The following is a 16764-nucleotide window of genomic DNA, read 5'->3' on the forward strand; positions in this document are numbered from 1 at the left end:
TGCGCCTCCGCGCCCTCTGCCGGATGAAGCGCCGCAAGCCATTGAACGGCACGCGTCCGCAGGGACATAACGGATTTCAGGAAAAAGTTTGCGGACGCTCATTTCAATACTACGCCGTTGCTGATCGGCATTTCCCGGAACAAAAGGAGTGCAAGCCGCCTTTCCGTCTGGTATAGAGGCGGAAACGGAGAGGATAAACATGCAGGAATTGTTGACACGGGAGGAACGTGACAGACTGGCCGAACGCCTGCTGCCGGGAGAAAAAATCCTGTGGCAGGGAAAATCCCGCTGCGGATGGTGGAGAAGGGCCGCGAAGGAATGGAAGGGAATGCTGTTTTCGGTTTTCTTTGCCGCGGCATGGGGCTGGGGTTGTTGCATAGCGGCGTCCGCTCCGGTCTGGACGGGTGAGGTCATGTTCGCGCTGGCGGTCATGGGAATATGCTGTTTTTTTGGTATTGCCCTCCTCGGCATGCTTTTGATCAACGCGGTTTTGGAAACGCGCCGGGCCAACGCCGTCCTGCACGCCCTGACGAATATGCGCCTGTTGTCCCTGGGGCCGTCCGCGGACGGCAACGGCGTCCTGTTCCGGCAGTGGAACGGGGCGGAACTGCGGAAAATCCGCCTTGTTGCCCATCGGGCCGGGCCGGAAGATCTGGTATTCCGCTACCGGTTCCCGCCAAACGGAAAACCGGAGCCGCAAGGCTGGCCCGCGCTTCCCGGAGCGGAAGCGGTCTGTGAGCAAATCACGCGCCTCTTTCCCGGCGTGTCCGTATCACGGCTGCCATGAACTCCGCCAGACGGTCGGCAGGTTCCCGTGAAGGCGCCGCCAGCAGGAAGAGAACCTGGCCGTCGTAAACGAGGCGGCAGACCCAGCAGGGAGCCGGATATTGCGGCCCCCTTCTTCCCCTGCGGCAGATAGTGGCGCCTGCATGCCTCAGCCGTTCCAGTTCTTCCCCGCTCAACGGTGTATGCTCGTCCACATGAAGCACGGAGCATTCCGACAAAAGCTCCGGATCATAGTCAAAAGCATCCCGGCGCAGGCCGAACAGCCTTTTTTCCGCATGCACCCAGCCGTTCCTGGCTTCATAAATCCTCTTGCCGAACCAGATGTCCAGCAGAACCGCCAGGATTCCCACGCTTAAAAACGGGGCGAAAAGGGAGAAAACGGCTCTCATGCTCTCTCCCATAACTTCCGGCTGGGGAGGAATGGAAAGGAAAATCCATGTAAAAGCGCATGCGCCCAGCCACAGCAGCGGAAGAATCACCAGGAAAAATCCTGAAAACATGCGGTAGTTCGGGATGCCGATCATCTCAGCCGCAACATACCGGAAGCATTTTCCGCCGTCAACCGTTCTCCTTCAAGGATTGATTTCCTTGTGGGAGAACGCTATCATGCTTCCGTTTCCATGACTTACACCATCACACCCCTGATTGGAGAGGAAGCCATCCGCGCGCGCGTCAAGGAACTGGCCGCCTCCATTGACGCGGCCATGGCAGGCAGGCCCTATATTCTGCTGCTGCTGCTGAACGGCGCCCTTCCTTTCGCCACGATGCTGAAAGGGCATTTGAAATCCCGGCCCGTGGTGAAAACCGTCAAAATCACCAGCTACGCCGGAATGGAACATTCCGGCTCCGTGGCATGGGATGGGGACTGCGGGCCGTTCCGGCCTGACGTGCCCGTTCTGGTGGTGGATGACGTGCTGGATACGGGCGCTACTCTGGCTGAAGTTTGCCGGGAATTGAAAAGGCAGGGGGTGCGGCAGGTTCTCACCGCCGTGGCCGTGGACAAGCACTGCTGCCGGAAAGTGCCTTTTGAAGCTGACTACGTAGGTTTTACGCAGGGAGATGAATTTCTTGTAGGCTTCGGCATGGACCTGGATGAGCGTTACCGGGAATTGCCCTACATCGGGAAAGTGGACATGGGCTGACAAATTCCCGAATTCATATTGAACAACCTGTTGAAAAAAAGTGTCCAAGCTAGTTGGAGCGGCAGAGCCATCCGCCGTCCCCGCTCAACAAGGGAAACCGGAAAGGAGAACCAAGACATGAAAATCAACAGGGCAAGACAACAGGAAAGCGTGGCCGTCTTCGGCCATGAAACGTCCCTCATCCGGGATGTTCTGGACAATCTGGAACTGGAACACGCGCTGACGTGGCTGCTGGAGGCCATCAGCCAGCACCAGTCCGGAGAATTGGAAAGCGAACCGTGGCATCTGTACCAGACCACGCTGTTTGCCATGTACGTGGACTATGACAACGGGAAGGTGCGCCTGTCCGCCGCCCTGGCATGCCACGATGCAGACCTGGAAATATCTCTGAAGGACTTTGTGGAGATACTGGGCCGGGAAGCCGCCAAGGAAGCGGACCCGCTCCACTATACTCCCGGCGCCCCCAGCAAGTGCATCCACCGCTACCGCAACCCGTATTTCAAGCGCAGGCGGCAGGAACGTGAGCCGGACATCGGGTTTTATTCCTGAGCCGGGGACCGGCACGATGCCGTATCCTTTCCAATGGCCGGGTTCCGCGGGGAATCCGGCCTTTTTGCGGGCGTTCGTTCTACCGGGGAAACGTAGGGGAAGGGCCGTGAAAAACCCGGTTTATACTGTTGCCGCAATGGATGCAGGGCAGCATGTTCATTACTGGGCGCACTGGTTCAAGCGGGCAGGGAAAAACGGAACTTTATTAGGAGAAAAAACGGCATGTCAAAATCGGCAGTGGAAATAGTGAACCTGGGGGAACAGGCCATCTAGGGAATAGGGAGGCAATCCGGCGATCAAACGATCTCCGCGGATATCCATGCCCTTTCAGCGGCTTATCATTCCCTGGCTTCCGTGCCGCGGGGAAGCGTGCTTCCCTTCTTTGTTCTGTCCAGAAACTATGATGGCCGGAATGGTTCCTTTGAACTATTTGTGGGCGGCGCACTTGAAAAAGACGGGCTGGAGCAGGCGTTTCTTCCCCCCGGGGAATATGCCGGAATGACGGTCAGGCCCCGGCTGGGATTTTTATGGGGCGCGGCCATTGGGGCCGCCAAAAGGTACTTTTACCAAAAATGGCTCCCGCAGAGCCCATACGGGACCCTGAACATGGAGTACGAACTCCATACGGAAAAAAGTATTCGCAGCCATCCTTCCATGGACCTCTTTTTTGCCGTTAAAAGGAAGGAATAACGGAAGAACCGGCGGCTGGAAGCTGGCGAGGCACATTATCCGGCTTTCTTGTCGCCGGGCCGTGTTTTCCCTGCCGGAGGCGCCAACATTGACAGTTGCCTGTGAAATAATTAGAATGGCGGCATTGGGCCCAGGGAGATCAATCGGAAAAGACGGGGAGCGGGATGAAAAATCATCATACCATCAGGATTGCGACAAGGCGGGACGCGGCAAAGCTGCTTGAAATTTATGCTCCGTATGTGGAAAAAACAGCCGTCACGTTTGAATATGAAGTACCGGAGGTACAGGAATTTGAGGAAAGAATTGGCCATGTGCTGGAAAAATACCCCTTCCTGATTTGCGAAAGGGAAGGGGAAATTGCCGGTTATGCCTATGCCGGCGTTTTCAAGAACCGTGCCGCGTACCGCTGGGCCGTGGAAACGACGGTTTACGTCCGGGAAGACCGGAAAAAAATGGGCATAGGGCGGGAATTGTACGCAGCGCTGGAAAAGATTCTTTCCTTGCAGAATATCCTGAATCTAAACGCCTGCATTGCCTGTCCGGAGGCGGAAGACCCCTGGCTTGGGCGGGACAGCGTGCAGTTCCACGAACGTTTGGGATATCAATTCGCAGGAAAGTTTCATCAGTGCGGGTACAAGTTCGGCCGCTGGTACCATATGGTGTGGATGGAAAAACATCTGGGAAACCACCCGGACAATCCTCCCGCAGTGAAAACCTTTGATGAAATAAGGGGCCTGGTTGCGGAGCAGTACGGGATTTTGTAAAGGTCCGGTCAGGTAGGAGTGCTGCCAATGCGCAAGCACGCCAAGGTATGGCCGGTATTAATGAAGAAAGCTTTTAGTGGAATATGAGAATCATTGAAATCCAGGAAAAAACTCCGTTGCTGATACGGCAGCTCATGGAACTGTGGGAAAAATCTGTCAGGGAGACGCACCTGTTTTTGCCGGACAGCGAAATAGAAAATATTAAGGAATACATTCCGCAAGCATTAAGAGAGATACCTCATCTGATCGTTGCGGAGAACGAAAACGAATTTCCTGTCGGCCTGATGGGGATTGGCGGCCAGAAACTTGAAATGCTGTTCATTGCAAGCGAAGAACGGGGGAAAGGCCTCGGTAAGAAGTTGGTGGAATATGGAATCGAAGCTTATTCCATCAATGAATTGGCCGTGAACGAGCAAAATCCGCTCGCCAGAGGTTTTTATGAATACATGGGCTTTCAAGTCCATAAAAGAACGGCCCATGACGAGCAGGGAAACCCTTACCCGCTCTTGTACATGAGATTGAATTGACACGCCGCCAGCTTCCCCTTCGGCATAAGAAAGCAGGTATGGGAAAACGCCTGTTTCATGCGTGCCTGTTGTGAAAGCATTTTGCCGCCTTGCGAACGACAGGCCGGTTATTTACATAATAAAAATAGTGCTTTTTCAGAGCGATCATCCAGAATGGGCCCCGTCATGACCATCTCCCCCTTATCCGGCACAGCAGTTCGCCCCCGTTTGCCCTGGGTGGAGACTGCGCGGCTGCTGGCAACGCTGGTCGTCGTCATGCAGCATGTGCCTTCCGGCCCCTTTCTTCCCAACGAATGGCTGATCGGTCCGGCGCTGGCGACGTTTTTCCTGCTGGCGGGATATTTTTCCGCCTCCCGCCTGGAGGGGAGCGGGGCCGGAAAATGGACGGGAGGCCGCCTGCTGTCCCTGCTGTGGCCGTACCTCTTCTGGTGCGCGGCCTACTGGCTGGTAGCGGGCATGTCCCTTTCCCCTGGTTCGCTGGCTTCCGTGTTCGGGGCGGGAACGTGTCCCCTGCTGACCCCGATGTGGTTCCTGCGGGACCTGATGATTTTTACCCTGGCGGCGTTCCTGCTGCACCGCTGGCGTCCCGCGCTTTACGCGCTCGGCCTGTTCTGCCTGTTCCTGCACCGGTGGGATGACACCCTGGCGTGGCCCAGTCCCTATATGTTCGGGGACTTCGTGCTCGGCATCATGCTGGCGTCTTCCGCACCGGGTTGCCTGGACCGCTGGGGGAAGATGCCCCTGGCCGTGCACTCATCCATTATTCTGGCCTCTGCGGCCCTTGTCTGGGCAAGCTGTGCGGATACCTTCCTGGTTCCGGACGTCGCTTTTTCCGGACTGATTGTTCTGGCCTTCCTGAGCTTCGGAATAGTGGCCAGGGCCGTCAGCCCCGCACTGTCGGAACGGCTGGCGCGGTGGTCGTCCGGCAGCTTTTTCGTGTATTGTTCCCACATCTTCGTGCTGATTGCCCTGACAGGGGTGGAAACGTGCTTCCCGTCCCCGTGGGCACCCTGGGTCTGGTGGTGCCTGGTGCCTGTCGTGTACATGCTGGCGCGGGGCGTTTACCTGTTCCTCAAACGGTATTTCCCGCGCGCCCTCGTCCTGATGACCGGGGGAAAATGACCTCAGGGGCGGCGCGGACGTTTCGCCCCATCCGTTCAGGGAGCCGCCGTGCGGAAGGCCTGGACCGGAATGGCCTCTTTCCTGCCGCCTTCCCTCTGCCAGAAAAGGTCGGGAAGCCCGGGGAAGCCTTCCGTTTCAACCAACAGGGGATGCCAGCCCTTTTCCAGCGGGATGGGCTTCAGCCCAGTTTTTCCTGCATCTCCTTCCGTCGTTCCTTCCCCCATGGAGGAGGATACCTCCGCGCCGGGCTTGTAGCCGTATTCCGCATCCAGCAGATGCGCGTCGTGCAGCCTGACGAACGCTTTAGCTCCCTTTTTCGCCGGGGTTTTCATGAAGAAGACGTATTTCCCGGTTTCCGGAACGTTCAGATAGAGCTCTCTTTTCATGCTGCCGTCCTTCCGGCGGACGCCCTGGGAGGACTGCGCCGTCAGGGGAACCAGGGTGCCGGGCATTTCCTCTTTCCGGAGGGCCGGAACAGGTTCTGCATCATAGGGCCGCTGGGCAAAGGTGCCGCGCACCGGGTGGGTATAATCGTAAACGCGCCTCATTCTCAGCACCTTGTCGTGCATGATGGGCTGCATCTTTTTCCCTTCCGGCGTGTCCTTTAGGTCATGGCGTTCCGCCGGGTCCTTCGCGGTATCGTAAATTTCAAACGGATCCGCATGGGACTGGATGTTGGTACGCACCCCCTTGTATTTGCCGAGGTAGACCATCTGCTGGTCGCCCCGGACGGCGTTCCTCCTGGACGGGAGAAAATCCTGGTAGCCGGGCGTCGTCGTCTTGTTCCGGGACATCTTGGCGCTGTATTCCATGTACAGACAGCTGTCCGGCTGGGTTCCGTCGTTCAGCAGGGTGGGGAGCAGGGAAACGCCGTCACTCCGGAAGGGAGCCCTGACGCCGCCGATGGCGGCCAGCGTCGCCATCCAGTCGTGGAACTGGGATGGATGGTCGCTGACGGAACCGGCCGGAACACGGCCGGGCCAGCGGACGATGGTCGGCACGCGGAAGCCGCCTTCCCATGCGTCCTGCTTGATGCCGTCAAAAGGTCCGTAATTGCGGAAGAACTGCGGATTCTGGCCGCCTTCGTCATGCGGGCCGTTGTCCGACGTCATGATGATGACGGTGTTCCTGTCAATGTTCAGGTCCTTGAGAGTCTGGATGAGGTCTTCAAAGGAATCGCTCAGCCGCGCGATCATGGTGGCGTACTTCTTCTGCGCCATGGGCCATTTCTTGTCCGCATACCGCGGATAGATGTAGGAGTTGATCTTGCCCTCCGCGGTATTCACCAGCTTGTGGGGCTTCCCGATCCATTGCACGCCGCCCTTTACGCCGCGGCCTTCCGGATAGGGGCCGGTGGGGATCTGGAGCTGGGAGTGGGGGGCTATGTGGGTCAGCGCCAGGAAAAAGGGCTGGCGGGGATTCTGGCGGTGCGTATCTATAATCCATTTTTTGGCGCGGGCCGTCAGCAGGTCCACGGAGTACGCCTTGTCGCAATCCGCCGTGACGCACTTGTCCCCGTCCCAGATGCCGCTTCTCTTGGTGGGGGAAATGGGATTGGGGTCTTCCTTGGGATAATGGTGGTGGCCGCTGACGTGGTCCAGGTAGCCGAAGTAGTAGTCAAAACCGCGCCTGGTGGGGTAGGACGTGGATTCCTGCGGGGTACCCGCGTGTTCCGTTCCTCCGCCTATCCCCCATTTGCCGATGAGGGCCGTCCTGTACCCGGCGGACTGCATGACGGTGCCGAGGGTGGGGGCATGTTCAATGGGAAGGTCAAAGGACCTGTCCCGGATCACCTTGGCATGGCCCTGGTGCACGCCCGTGAACAGGGAGGCGCGGGCCGGGGCGCAGAGCGGGGCGGAGGAGTAGTGGCGCGTCAGCGTCATTCCTTCCCGGGCCAGCGTCCGGAGGCCCGGGTTGTCCATGGCGGGAAGCCCCTCTTTCATGCGCTGGTCCTGGTAGGAGGGCAGGTCCCCCCAGCCCATGTCATCCATCAGGATGAGGATGACGTTGGGACGCTGGGCGGCCATGGCGAAAGGAACCGCCAGCAGGAGGGAGAGCAGGGGAAATAAATGTTTGCCTCTCATTGCTGGAATTTTATTTTTCTTCCCTGCCCTTGGCATAATAGCTTGAGTCCGCAATCCAGCGGTCTCCGGATTTTTTCACCGGAATGAAGCTGACGCCCCAGGATTGGAAGTCCCCCGTGTACGGCTGTTCAATCAGGATTTTGTTTTCCCCGGCCTTGACCTGGAAGGGAACCGGAGGCCGCGCCCACCAGAATTCCTCATTGTCAAAGGATATTTCATTGGCGGGAGAATGCCAGGTGTGCTTTTCATAACGCCGCTGGCCTGCCAGCTTGTAAGTCTGGGGGTTTTTCACTTCCTTGCCGTTCACCCATATCCTGGTACCGCACTGGGACCATTCACCGGCAGCCGGAACCCCGGAGCAACGCCGCGTGGAGCGGGCCGGAGCGTCGAACCCCACCATGGCGTACATGGTGCCGGCCTTGGGCGCGTAAAAAGTCGTCTCCGCCCAGGCGGTGTTACCGGGCTTTGCTTTGGAGAACAGGCCTTCCGCTCCCGCACGGGAGCGGAAGTACAGATTGCCGCCGCGCGCCTGGACCGGCTCCAGCCCCGCAGGGGATTTCCCCGCCAGCAGGCCGTTCCTCACTTCCTCCTGCCTGTCCTTCTGAACGGGGCCGAACACGGTCCATTCCACAAAGGAATCACGCCAGTAGGGGAAGGGCTTGTTTCCGGCCAGGGCTTCCATGCGTTTCTCAAACAGGGAGAAAGCCTGGTAGGCTTCCGTATCCTTCTCCGGCAGTTTGCCGGCAAAGCGGGAGCCATCCTCCGGAAGGCCCTTCCAGCTGCGTTCAGCCATGGCGAACATGGCGGGCCACTGGGGGCTCTGGATGGGGATGTTCTTCTTGTCCTCCACCCGGGTATCCGGCCACAGGCACTGGATGACGCCCAGGGAGTGGTCGTCGCTCTTTGCCGTTCCACAGGGCTGGCGGAAGAAATTCCTGCGCACCAGAATGCCGGGGTCAAAGGAATTGATGTAGCCTGCCGTGGAATCAAAATAGGGATTCTTCTGCTTGGCGGGGTCCGGCAGTCCTACGGAATTCTCGTCATTCCACAACTGGGCGTAGCTGTCTCCGGAAACGGGCAGGTCATTGTTGCCCGCCCACTGGATGGGCTGGCGGCCCAGAGATTTGACCTTGGCCGCCATCCGGTCCGCAAACTGCTTCCCGTTGGGGATGCGGATTTCATCCGCGCCGATGTGCAGGTAGGGGGACATCTCCACCGGAATTTCCCGGCAGAACTCTTCCAGCAGTTCCTCCAGAATCTTGATGCCCCTGGGATCGTGCATCGGGAAGCCGAAGCAGTTCTTGAAATAGGTGCTGTGCCCCGGCATGTCGATTTCCGGGATGATCTGGATGTGGCGCTTCCTGGCGTAGCGGAACAGGTCCCTGATCTGGTCGTAAGTGTAGGTGTCGTTGACGTCCCGGCCCTTGATCCTCTTGGAAGGGTCATTCAGCACAGGGTACTTCCTGCACTGGATGCGCCATGCGGGGTAATCCGTCAGGTGCCAGTGGAAGGCATTCAGCTTCAGCCGGGCCATTTCATCAATGTCCGCCTTGAGCGTCTCAATGGACCGGAAATTGCGGCCTACGTCATGCATGAAGCAGCGGATGGCGAACGCCGGGCTGTCCTTGATGTCGCAGCATGGATAATCCCCCCCGGCTCCCAGCTGGTCCAGCGTCCTGCGGGCATAAAAAACGCCTGCGTCCGTGGCGGCCCTGATCAGGATGCCGCCGGGGCGGACCTGGAGCTCGTAGCCTTCCTTGCCCAGCGTCTTGGCCAGAGCCGCGTTCTTTTTCACGGAAACAGGAGCCTTTTTGGGGCATGTCCCCGTCTTCCAGTCAACATGGGCCGGGAAGGGAATGAGGGCTGCCGGAGCGGCTTCTTCCTGCTGGAGTGGATGCGGGGAAGTCCAGTCTCCATAGGAAGAGGGGGAACAGAGCATTAAGCCTGATACCAGCAAAAGGAGGGAAGGGGATAATCGCATAATATTACTACACTTAAACGAGGAACTGTCTTTCATCAAACTTAAAATGAAGCAAAATTCCGGACTTGGGGATGTTCCGGTTTCTGCCGCATTATCTCCTCTTTCTCCTCAGGCACAGGCTTCCCAGCCCGAGCAATGCGGCAGCAGCCGAGGAAGGCTCCGGAACCGTGAGGCCCTCCATGCGGAAATTTTTTACGGCAAGCTCGTTGTAAGCGTAGCTGTTGTCGAGAACGTCGGTATTCATCACCAGATAAAAAGTGGCTCCCTGGTCAAACAAATTGCTGTAATCGTCTTTGGAAATTGTCCAGCTATAGGATTTGTTGCTGACGTCTCCCGCCGAACCGGAAATCGTAGACCCAACCTGGAGAAGAGAATCTCCCTCTCCTCCCAGACTGTACCACAGGCTGAAATTTTGAGGCTGGCCCGTCCTGTTGGTTTCGAAAAGGCCGCCTGTATCAAAGGAAATCCTCAGCGCTTCATATCCGGATATGGCGTTGGAGGACAATTCATGAAATTTGACGGCCGTAAATCCGCCTCCTGCGCCGTTGGCGGAAATCAGATTGGTAGCGCCATCCGCCGTCACGGAGGCAAGCGTACCGGTATCTCTATTCTTATTGCCGGAATACCATCCCGCATCCAGAGAGCCAAGGACGGATTGAACGGCGCTTGCGGAAGGCCCTCCGTTCGTGATCAGGGCGCCTCCGGAGGAATAATCGATGCGGGTGATGGAGGTTTTCCCCATCTTCAGCTCCGGAATAATTCCGTCAAGGGAACTCCACGCCTCCGCTCCGTGTGCCGATAGAACTGCCGCTGCGGGTAATGCCAGGAAAAAGGACGTTTTCATTTGTATGTAATTTCTGTTGGAAAGCGGAAAGGCCGCTCCGCACTGGCGCGAATTCCGCTTTATTCGCCATGAAACTACAGAATTTGCAATCCGCTAAAGAAACAGCAAAAGTAAAAAACAGACAATATTCTGACAATAAATGAATGATAAATATATCTAACATTTTATTTCCCGCTATTTCCCCGCTGGAAAAACAAGAGGCGGTGCCCGGGAAGGTCCTGACCATGAATCAAGCGAGGGAAAAAACCGGTTGACAGCGGATTGCAAATCCCTGAAACGTATTCCAATACCTGTTAGTGCGATGAAAATCAGGTGATTGGCAGCAAGAGAAAGCCTTGCTTCACGCGGAATTACCCTATCCGGATGCGGATGGAATGAACGGCATCCTTGCCGAACTGGTCCTTCAATTTTCCCAGCAGGGCGCCCTGCCACTGCTGGAGGTGGTAGCGCATGGCCGGCTGAAGCACCTGGATGGTGGCAACTCCCTTGACGATGGAAAGCAGGTTGGATTGCTGGCCCAGGAATGGCCCCGCGGCTTTCAGCCAGCCTTCCCGGAGCAGCTCGGGGTCCATGCCTTCTCCATCCAGGGGGAGCTTGGACAGGATGTCTCCCAGCAGGGACTCCGCCGTATGGAGATTCCGTGTTTCACTGGTGGAGGGAGGTACCTGGAACCAGTCCGCCAGCGCCTGCCTCACCTCCTGTTCGTCACGGGAAAGGTATTCATACCGGGGCGGGGAGGCGTTGGGGTCCGGACGGTCCCTGTCCGGCATGTAGGGAGACCAGGGAGAAGCCATGAGTGGAAAATAAAAGCCCGGAGTGTTGGATGTCAACAGCCCCGGGCGGTTAAAAAATAATATGGAGAATATATTATTCGCCGTCGTCGCCGATAGCTTCCACGGGGCAGCCTTCCATGGCTTCCACGCAGGCTTCCTGTTCGGTTTCGTTGTCCGGCTGCTTCTTGACGTAGGAGACGCCTTCGTCGTCATCCCGTCCAAAGTTTTCCGGAGCCGTTTCGCGGCAAAGGTCGCAATCAATGCAGGAGCTGTCCACGTAAAACTTGCCGGGGACGTTTAGAGGTGTTTTTTCGTCGATGTCTGCCATTATGTATATGGGTTGTATGAACTGCGCCCACTATTTCCGCATTTGAGCAAATTTTGCAATCTTTTTTGTTGCAGGAATGAGTCAGCATGAGGAACAATGCCGCCATTCCCGTTCCTGGAATAAAAGGCTTTTTACGATGAATCCCGTTTCCCCTCCCACTCCCCGTCTCCTGCCCGTCTGGGCGGGCCTGCTGCTGGCTGCGTTTTCCGGCGTTCTGATGGCCTGCGCCTTCATTCCCGTGGACTGGGGAGGCTGTGTCTGGATAGGTTTTCTGCCGTTGCTGACGGCGCTGTGGTACGGCCGCCGCCGGGAGGGGAAAAAGGGAATCCTGGCGTATGCCCTGTACGGCTGGATGTTCGGCGTGGTGTTTTACGGCATCTCCTTCTGGTGGGTCAATGAAGTCAGCACGCTGGGCTATATTCCCCTGATGATATTTTACGGCGGCCTGTTTCCCGGCATCTGGGCGCTGGTCATGGGCGTGTTTTTCCGTCCGGACGCCCAGCCGCTGCCCGGGGCGCGGCAGACGGTGAAGGAACGCAGGGCGGCGTGGAAATCCTGGGCGGTGGGGGACATGCTGCCCAGCGCCTCCGCCGCGCTGGGGGGGGCGGCCCTGTGGGTGTGCCTGGAATGGGTGAGGGGCTGGCTCATACCGGGCTTCGGCTGGAACAACCTGGGCGTGGCCCTTTACGGAAATCCGCTGGCCCAGTGGGCGGAATATGCGGGGGTAACGGCCCTGGCCTTCCTCCCTGCCGTCTTTTCCGTCTGGCTCTGGCGCGTCTGCCGCCGGGCCGGAACCATGGTGGTCCATGAAGGCAGGCGCACCGTGCCCTGGGACTTTTTCACGCTGGTGGCGGTTCTCTTAATCATGTTCGTCACCGGCGTGCTCTGGACGGCGCGCTACTCCCCGCAATCCGCCGCAGCCACGGGGAATGGCAAATTCACCGTTCCCGTCATGACCGTGCAGCTTAACCTGAGCCAGAAGGAGAAATGGGACGCGGCCAACCGGGGCGCCATTTACCGGGCTCTGCTGGACACGACGGAGCAGGGGATGCTGGACCTCCAGAACAGCGTCCTGGAACAGGCCGCCAAAAACGGGACGGAAGCCTCCCTGGACATGCCGGCCTGGGTAATCTGGCCGGAGAGTTCCTTCCCCATTTCCACGTTTTACCGCGATTCCACGGGGGAACGCTTTCCGAACCAGGACAACGTCAACTTCCTGAGCGTGGAGGAGGACTACGTCCAGGCCCTCCGGAACGGGATATGCAATTTCATCCTGCTGACGGGCACGGATGACATTTACCTGTCCGATGAAGGCCGCGTGGCGCGGGCCTACAACTGCCTCACCGTCTTTGAAGGGGACTACTCCACGGCCAGGCCGCACGCCAAGGCCATGCTGGTCCCCTTCGGCGAATACATCCCCATGCGGGAAACCTTCCCGTTCCTGGAAAAGGCCTTTGAAGCCTCCGCCGGAACGGCAATGGGGATGAACTACACGCCGGGAGCCTCCTCCAGCCCCGTGCCCGTGCCCATGCGCCCGGGGAGCTCCGCCACGGTAGGAGTCATTCCGCTGGTTTGCTTTGAGGACGTAGTGGGAAGCTGGGTGCGCCGCTTCGTGCGGCAGGAACCCCAGTTGATGGTGAACGTCACCAATGACGGGTGGTTCAACCGCTCCTGCGCCAATGAACAGCATTGGCGCAACGCGGCATTCCGGTGCATTGAGCTGCGCCGTTCCATGGTCCGGGCCGCCAACACCGGCGTCAGCGTGGCGCTGGCTCCCAACGGCGCGGTTATCGCGGATTTGAGGGATTCCTCCGGTTCCCCGTTCACCAGGGGGGTAATGAACGCCACGCTGCCCGTGGGCTGTACGGAAATGACCCTGTACGCCCTGTTCGGGGACTGGGCCATCCTGGCCTGTTTCCTGCTGTTTGCGGCTCTTCTCCTGCGCAGGATGAATGAGGGAAAGAGAAACGCCGGACCCGTGAAGGACGGCGTTTACCGGCGCGGCGCTACGCCCAGGTAATTCCTGACCTGCTTGAACGCGGGGTAGGAAATGCCGGACTCATGGCACCAGAAGGCGGAGGAAGAGCCTCCGTCCAGATTCAGCGCCGTTTTCACCCGGAAATCCCCCAGCGCTCCGGGGGTAGCCAGCCAGTTGGCCAGTTCCTTCAGCGTCAGTGAGGAGGAAACGCCAATGCACCACCGCTTGCCGCCGTCCGTGGCGATGAAGGTGCGGTAGGTGGACTTCTGCGCATTAAGTCCCTTGACGGCTGAACCGTTCTCCACCAGAAAGGGGCCGCCCTGGATGGCCGCCTGCATGGCGGGCAGTTTTTTCATGCGTTTCAGCGCGGAACTGCGGACAAGGGCCAGACCGCTTTTACCGTCCTCATAAACGACACCGGAAACGGCGAAGGAGCCCGTGGCCAGCGGAGAAAGGCGCTTGCCGTCCTGGACGACGAGGCCCAGCGGGGTTCCCTCCGCGTCCGCGCCGAAGAATCCGCCGTTGACTCCGGCCACGCAGGGGCTCTTCCGCATGGCCTTGTCCAGGGAGCCGTACCGGGGAACCCTGACGCTCCCTTCATCCCGAACCAGAAGACGGTGCGTGCCGGACTGGAAAAAATAGACGTTCAGCTTGTCCCGCATGGACAGGAAGCCGTCTTTTCTGGTGAACACGCGGTGTTCCGCCTGAACAGTGCCGCAGAAGAATGAAAGGAGAAGGAGAAAACGCAGGAAAGACATGGGTGGGCTGTCAAAGAGAGAGATGAAAAATACGCCGTTCCGCACGGGTGCCGGCGGGAACGCGGACGCCGGGCCATACGATGCACTCCCGCAGACGGCAGCCTTCCTCCACGACGGCGCGGGGGCCGATCACGCTGGCAGCGTCCACGGAGGCCCCGGGAGACACTTCCGCGTCCGGATGGATGCGCGGAGCAGGGGAGGGAAAGTCCAGATGGGCCTGGATGTAGGATTCCGGAGTGCCCATGTCCATCCACAGGCCGTCGTCCGCCAGCATGCCGCGCAGACGGCCCCGGCGGATGTAGTCCAGAAAAACGGGAATGATGGAAACGGCCTCCCGGGGAGGAATGCGGCTGAAAACTTCCGGCTCCATGCAGTACGCCCCGGTAAACTGGCAGGAGCCGGGGTCGCGCCCCAGGGCGTGCCGCATGTCCGTCACCAGTCCGGAGGAAGGGTCAAAGCCCACATTCCTCTTGTCTCCGGCAGTCCGCAGGGCCAGCGTCACGGAGGGGCGGTGCCTGACATGGTCCTCCATCACCCGGCGCAGGTCGAAGGTGGCTGCCATGTCCCCGTTGATCACCAGCAGGGGTTCTTCCGCGGAGGCCAGGGGCTCGATCTTCTTCACCCCGCCTCCGGAATCCAGCAGCACGGGTTCATGGCTGAAATGGACGGGGCAGCCGTTCCAGGAGCGTTCCGGGAACGCCTGGTCCCAGGCTTCCGCCAGATGGTGGGTATTGATGATGAACTCCCGGATGCCGCAGTCGTAGCAGCGGCGCATGGAATGCAGCACGAGAGGCTCATGGAAAAAGGGAATCAGCGGCTTGGGCAGCACGTGGGTAAGGGGACGCAGGCGGGTTCCCAGCCCGGCGCCGAGGATGAATGCGCGGGAAATGCCGGGACCTGCTGTGATGTGCATGCAACATGACTAACGGGAGAAAGGCGTTTTTTCAAGCGCCCTTTCTCCGCTCCCTCTCCGGATGACACGCCGGAATGCCGTCTCTTCCCTGAATTTACAGGAAAATCCGTGATTTCGTGCTTTCCAAACGGGAGCTCATTCACTAGCATTCCCCGCATGGCATGTGGAAACCAAAGAACTGTCGGCTCTCCGGCCTCTCTGGCCGGTACCTCTTTGCATACGGGACAGCCCGTTACCCTGACCCTGAAGCCGGCCCCCGCCGACTTCGGCATTAAATTCCGCCGGGTGGATATTCCGGACCAGCCCTTCATCAACGCGGACGTGGAGAAGGTGCAGACCGTGGAGCGCGCCACCAGCCTGGCGGAAGGCTCCGTCAAGGTACACACCGTGGAACACATTCTTTCCGCCCTCACGGGCATGGGCATTGACAACGCCGTGATTGAAATGGACGCCAACGAACCGCCCATCGGGGACGGTTCCTCCGCTCCCTACGTGGAATTGATCAAGAGCGCCGGCATTGTGGAGCAGGAAGTGCCGCGGCGCTATCTGGAAGTGCGCGAGGCCGTCACCATTGAAACCAAGGGCGGTTCCATCCTGACCATTCTTCCCTCCAAGCAATTCCGCGTCTCCGTCACCTGCGTGGGACCGGAAAACCGCATCACCCAGTACTTTGACGCGGTCATCACGCCGGAAACGTATGAAAAGGAACTGGCCCCGGCCCGCACCTTCACGTTCTACGAGGATATCAAGCCCCTGCTGGAAAAGGGGCTCATCAAGGGCGGCAGCCTGGAAAACGCCGTGGTCATCCGCGGGGAGGAGCTCATGAGCAAGGAGCCCATGCGCTTCATCAATGAATTCGCCCGCCACAAGGCCATGGACCTCATCGGAGACCTCTCCCTGTGCGGCAAGCCCATCCTGGGCCACGTGATCGCCATCAAGCCGGGCCACGGCCCGAACACCGAGCTGACCGCCAAGCTGAAGAAGGAACACCGCCGCAACCAGCAGATGGCGCCCAATCCCGTCAACGTGCCGTACGGAGACGCCGTACTGGACATCAATGAAGTGATGAGCCTCCTGCCGCACCGCTATCCCTTCCTGATGGTGGACCGCATCATCGGCTTTGAAGGGGAAACCAAGTGCCGCGGCCTGAAGAACCTGACGATGAACGAACTCTTCTTCCAGGGCCACTTCCCGGGCCATCCGGTCATGCCGGGCGTCCTGCAGCTGGAAGCCATGGCCCAGGTCGCCTCCATCGTCATGCTGCGCCAGCCCGGCAACGCCACCAAGCTCGGCTACTTCATGAGCGCGGACAAGATCAAATTCCGCCGTCCCGTAGTCCCCGGCGATACGCTCATCATTGAGGCGGAGCTGACCAAGATGCGCGGCAACATCGGCCAGGCCCTCGGCCGCTGCCTGGTGAACGGCCAGGTGGTATCGGAAGCCGAACTCAAATTCGGCCTCCAGGACATCTGAACCGGCTGATACCGGCCCCTGTCTTTATGGAACCCCCGGCCCGTGCTCCTCA

At 59.0% G+C, this 16764-nt stretch carries 18 protein-coding genes; 9 read left to right on the forward strand and 9 right to left on the reverse strand.

The window, feature by feature from the left end:
- Positions 1–199 precede the first annotated feature (199 nt).
- Entirely contained in the window at positions 200–787 is a 588-nt protein-coding gene (locus HJW02_RS02200) for a hypothetical protein (protein WP_102722077.1), read from the forward strand.
- Here HJW02_RS02200 and HJW02_RS02205 read toward each other — a convergent pair.
- Positions 744–1286: a hypothetical protein gene (locus HJW02_RS02205; RefSeq protein ID WP_146018198.1), complete on the reverse strand. Its 543-nt coding sequence runs from the start codon at positions 1284–1286 to the stop codon at positions 744–746. The genes HJW02_RS02200 and HJW02_RS02205 overlap by 44 nt on opposite strands.
- A gap of 120 nt (positions 1287–1406) precedes the next feature.
- Between HJW02_RS02205 and HJW02_RS02210 the strand changes: the two genes are divergently transcribed.
- The 6 genes from HJW02_RS02210 (at position 1407) to HJW02_RS02235 (ending at position 5580) form a co-directional block, all read left to right on the forward strand.
- Positions 1407–1928, forward strand: a complete 522-nt coding sequence (locus HJW02_RS02210) for a phosphoribosyltransferase family protein (protein WP_146018197.1) — start codon at positions 1407–1409, stop codon at positions 1926–1928.
- 117 nt (positions 1929–2045) lie between these two features.
- Positions 2046–2477 carry a hypothetical protein gene (locus HJW02_RS02215; RefSeq protein WP_022398274.1) on the forward strand — a complete coding sequence of 144 codons (432 nt, stop codon included), beginning with the start codon at positions 2046–2048 and terminating at the stop codon, positions 2475–2477.
- A 369-nt stretch (positions 2478–2846) separates the two neighbouring features.
- Entirely contained in the window at positions 2847–3167 is a 321-nt protein-coding gene (locus HJW02_RS02220; protein ID WP_022398275.1) for a hypothetical protein, read from the forward strand.
- Positions 3168–3331: 164 nt separating this feature from the next.
- Entirely contained in the window at positions 3332–3931 is a 600-nt protein-coding gene (locus HJW02_RS02225) for a GNAT family N-acetyltransferase (RefSeq protein ID WP_022398276.1), read from the forward strand.
- Positions 3932–4014: 83 nt separating this feature from the next.
- Complete coding sequence (locus HJW02_RS02230; RefSeq protein ID WP_022398277.1) at positions 4015–4458, forward strand: GNAT family N-acetyltransferase; 444 nt, start codon at positions 4015–4017, stop codon at positions 4456–4458.
- Between the two features lie 165 nt (positions 4459–4623).
- Positions 4624–5580, forward strand: a complete 957-nt coding sequence (locus tag HJW02_RS02235; protein ID WP_180971025.1) for an acyltransferase family protein — start codon at positions 4624–4626, stop codon at positions 5578–5580.
- 35 nt (positions 5581–5615) lie between these two features.
- On the opposite strand, the gene HJW02_RS02240 is transcribed toward HJW02_RS02235, so the two are convergent.
- The 6 genes from HJW02_RS02240 to HJW02_RS02265 all read right to left on the reverse strand — a co-directional run bounded on the left by HJW02_RS02240 (position 5616) and on the right by HJW02_RS02265 (position 11590).
- Positions 5616–7664, reverse strand: a complete 2049-nt coding sequence (locus HJW02_RS02240; protein ID WP_022398279.1) for a sulfatase-like hydrolase/transferase — start codon at positions 7662–7664, stop codon at positions 5616–5618.
- A gap of 10 nt (positions 7665–7674) precedes the next feature.
- Positions 7675–9645, reverse strand: a complete 1971-nt coding sequence (locus HJW02_RS02245; protein WP_208050593.1) for a family 20 glycosylhydrolase — start codon at positions 9643–9645, stop codon at positions 7675–7677.
- Between the two features lie 91 nt (positions 9646–9736).
- Positions 9737–10387, reverse strand: a complete 651-nt coding sequence (locus HJW02_RS02250) for a PEP-CTERM sorting domain-containing protein (RefSeq protein ID WP_102722071.1) — start codon at positions 10385–10387, stop codon at positions 9737–9739.
- A gap of 22 nt (positions 10388–10409) precedes the next feature.
- Positions 10410–10715 (reverse strand): hypothetical protein, encoded by a 306-nt coding sequence (locus HJW02_RS02255; RefSeq protein WP_208050594.1) that lies wholly within the window; start codon positions 10713–10715, stop codon positions 10410–10412.
- A 124-nt stretch (positions 10716–10839) separates the two neighbouring features.
- A complete protein-coding gene (locus HJW02_RS02260) occupies positions 10840–11283 on the reverse strand; it encodes a DciA family protein (RefSeq protein ID WP_102722070.1) in 444 nt (147 codons plus the stop codon).
- Positions 11284–11356: 73 nt separating this feature from the next.
- Positions 11357–11590: a ferredoxin gene (locus HJW02_RS02265; RefSeq protein ID WP_022398284.1), complete on the reverse strand. Its 234-nt coding sequence runs from the start codon at positions 11588–11590 to the stop codon at positions 11357–11359.
- Positions 11591–11666: 76 nt separating this feature from the next.
- Between HJW02_RS02265 and lnt the strand changes: the two genes are divergently transcribed.
- A complete protein-coding gene (lnt, locus tag HJW02_RS02270) occupies positions 11667–13610 on the forward strand; it encodes an apolipoprotein N-acyltransferase (RefSeq protein WP_102722069.1) in 1944 nt (647 codons plus the stop codon).
- On the opposite strand, the gene HJW02_RS02275 is transcribed toward lnt, so the two are convergent.
- Together HJW02_RS02275 and HJW02_RS02280 are read right to left on the reverse strand one after the other, a co-directional pair.
- Positions 13583–14326, reverse strand: a complete 744-nt coding sequence (locus HJW02_RS02275; RefSeq protein WP_102722068.1) for a phosphodiester glycosidase family protein — start codon at positions 14324–14326, stop codon at positions 13583–13585. The genes lnt and HJW02_RS02275 overlap by 28 nt on opposite strands.
- A gap of 10 nt (positions 14327–14336) precedes the next feature.
- The gene (locus tag HJW02_RS02280; protein WP_102722067.1) at positions 14337–15239 is read right to left on the reverse strand and encodes a nucleotidyltransferase family protein; all 903 of its coding nucleotides are present in this window, start codon (positions 15237–15239) and stop codon (positions 14337–14339) included.
- Positions 15240–15395: 156 nt separating this feature from the next.
- Here HJW02_RS02280 and HJW02_RS02285 point away from each other — a divergent pair, with 156 nt between their 5' ends.
- Entirely contained in the window at positions 15396–16712 is a 1317-nt protein-coding gene (locus tag HJW02_RS02285; protein WP_022398288.1) for a bifunctional UDP-3-O-[3-hydroxymyristoyl] N-acetylglucosamine deacetylase/3-hydroxyacyl-ACP dehydratase, read from the forward strand.
- Positions 16713–16764: the final 52 nt, after the last annotated feature.

Origin of the sequence: Akkermansia sp. GGCC_0220, assembly GCF_017566105.1 — a bacterium.
GTDB lineage: Bacteria > Verrucomicrobiota > Verrucomicrobiia > Verrucomicrobiales > Akkermansiaceae > Akkermansia > Akkermansia massiliensis.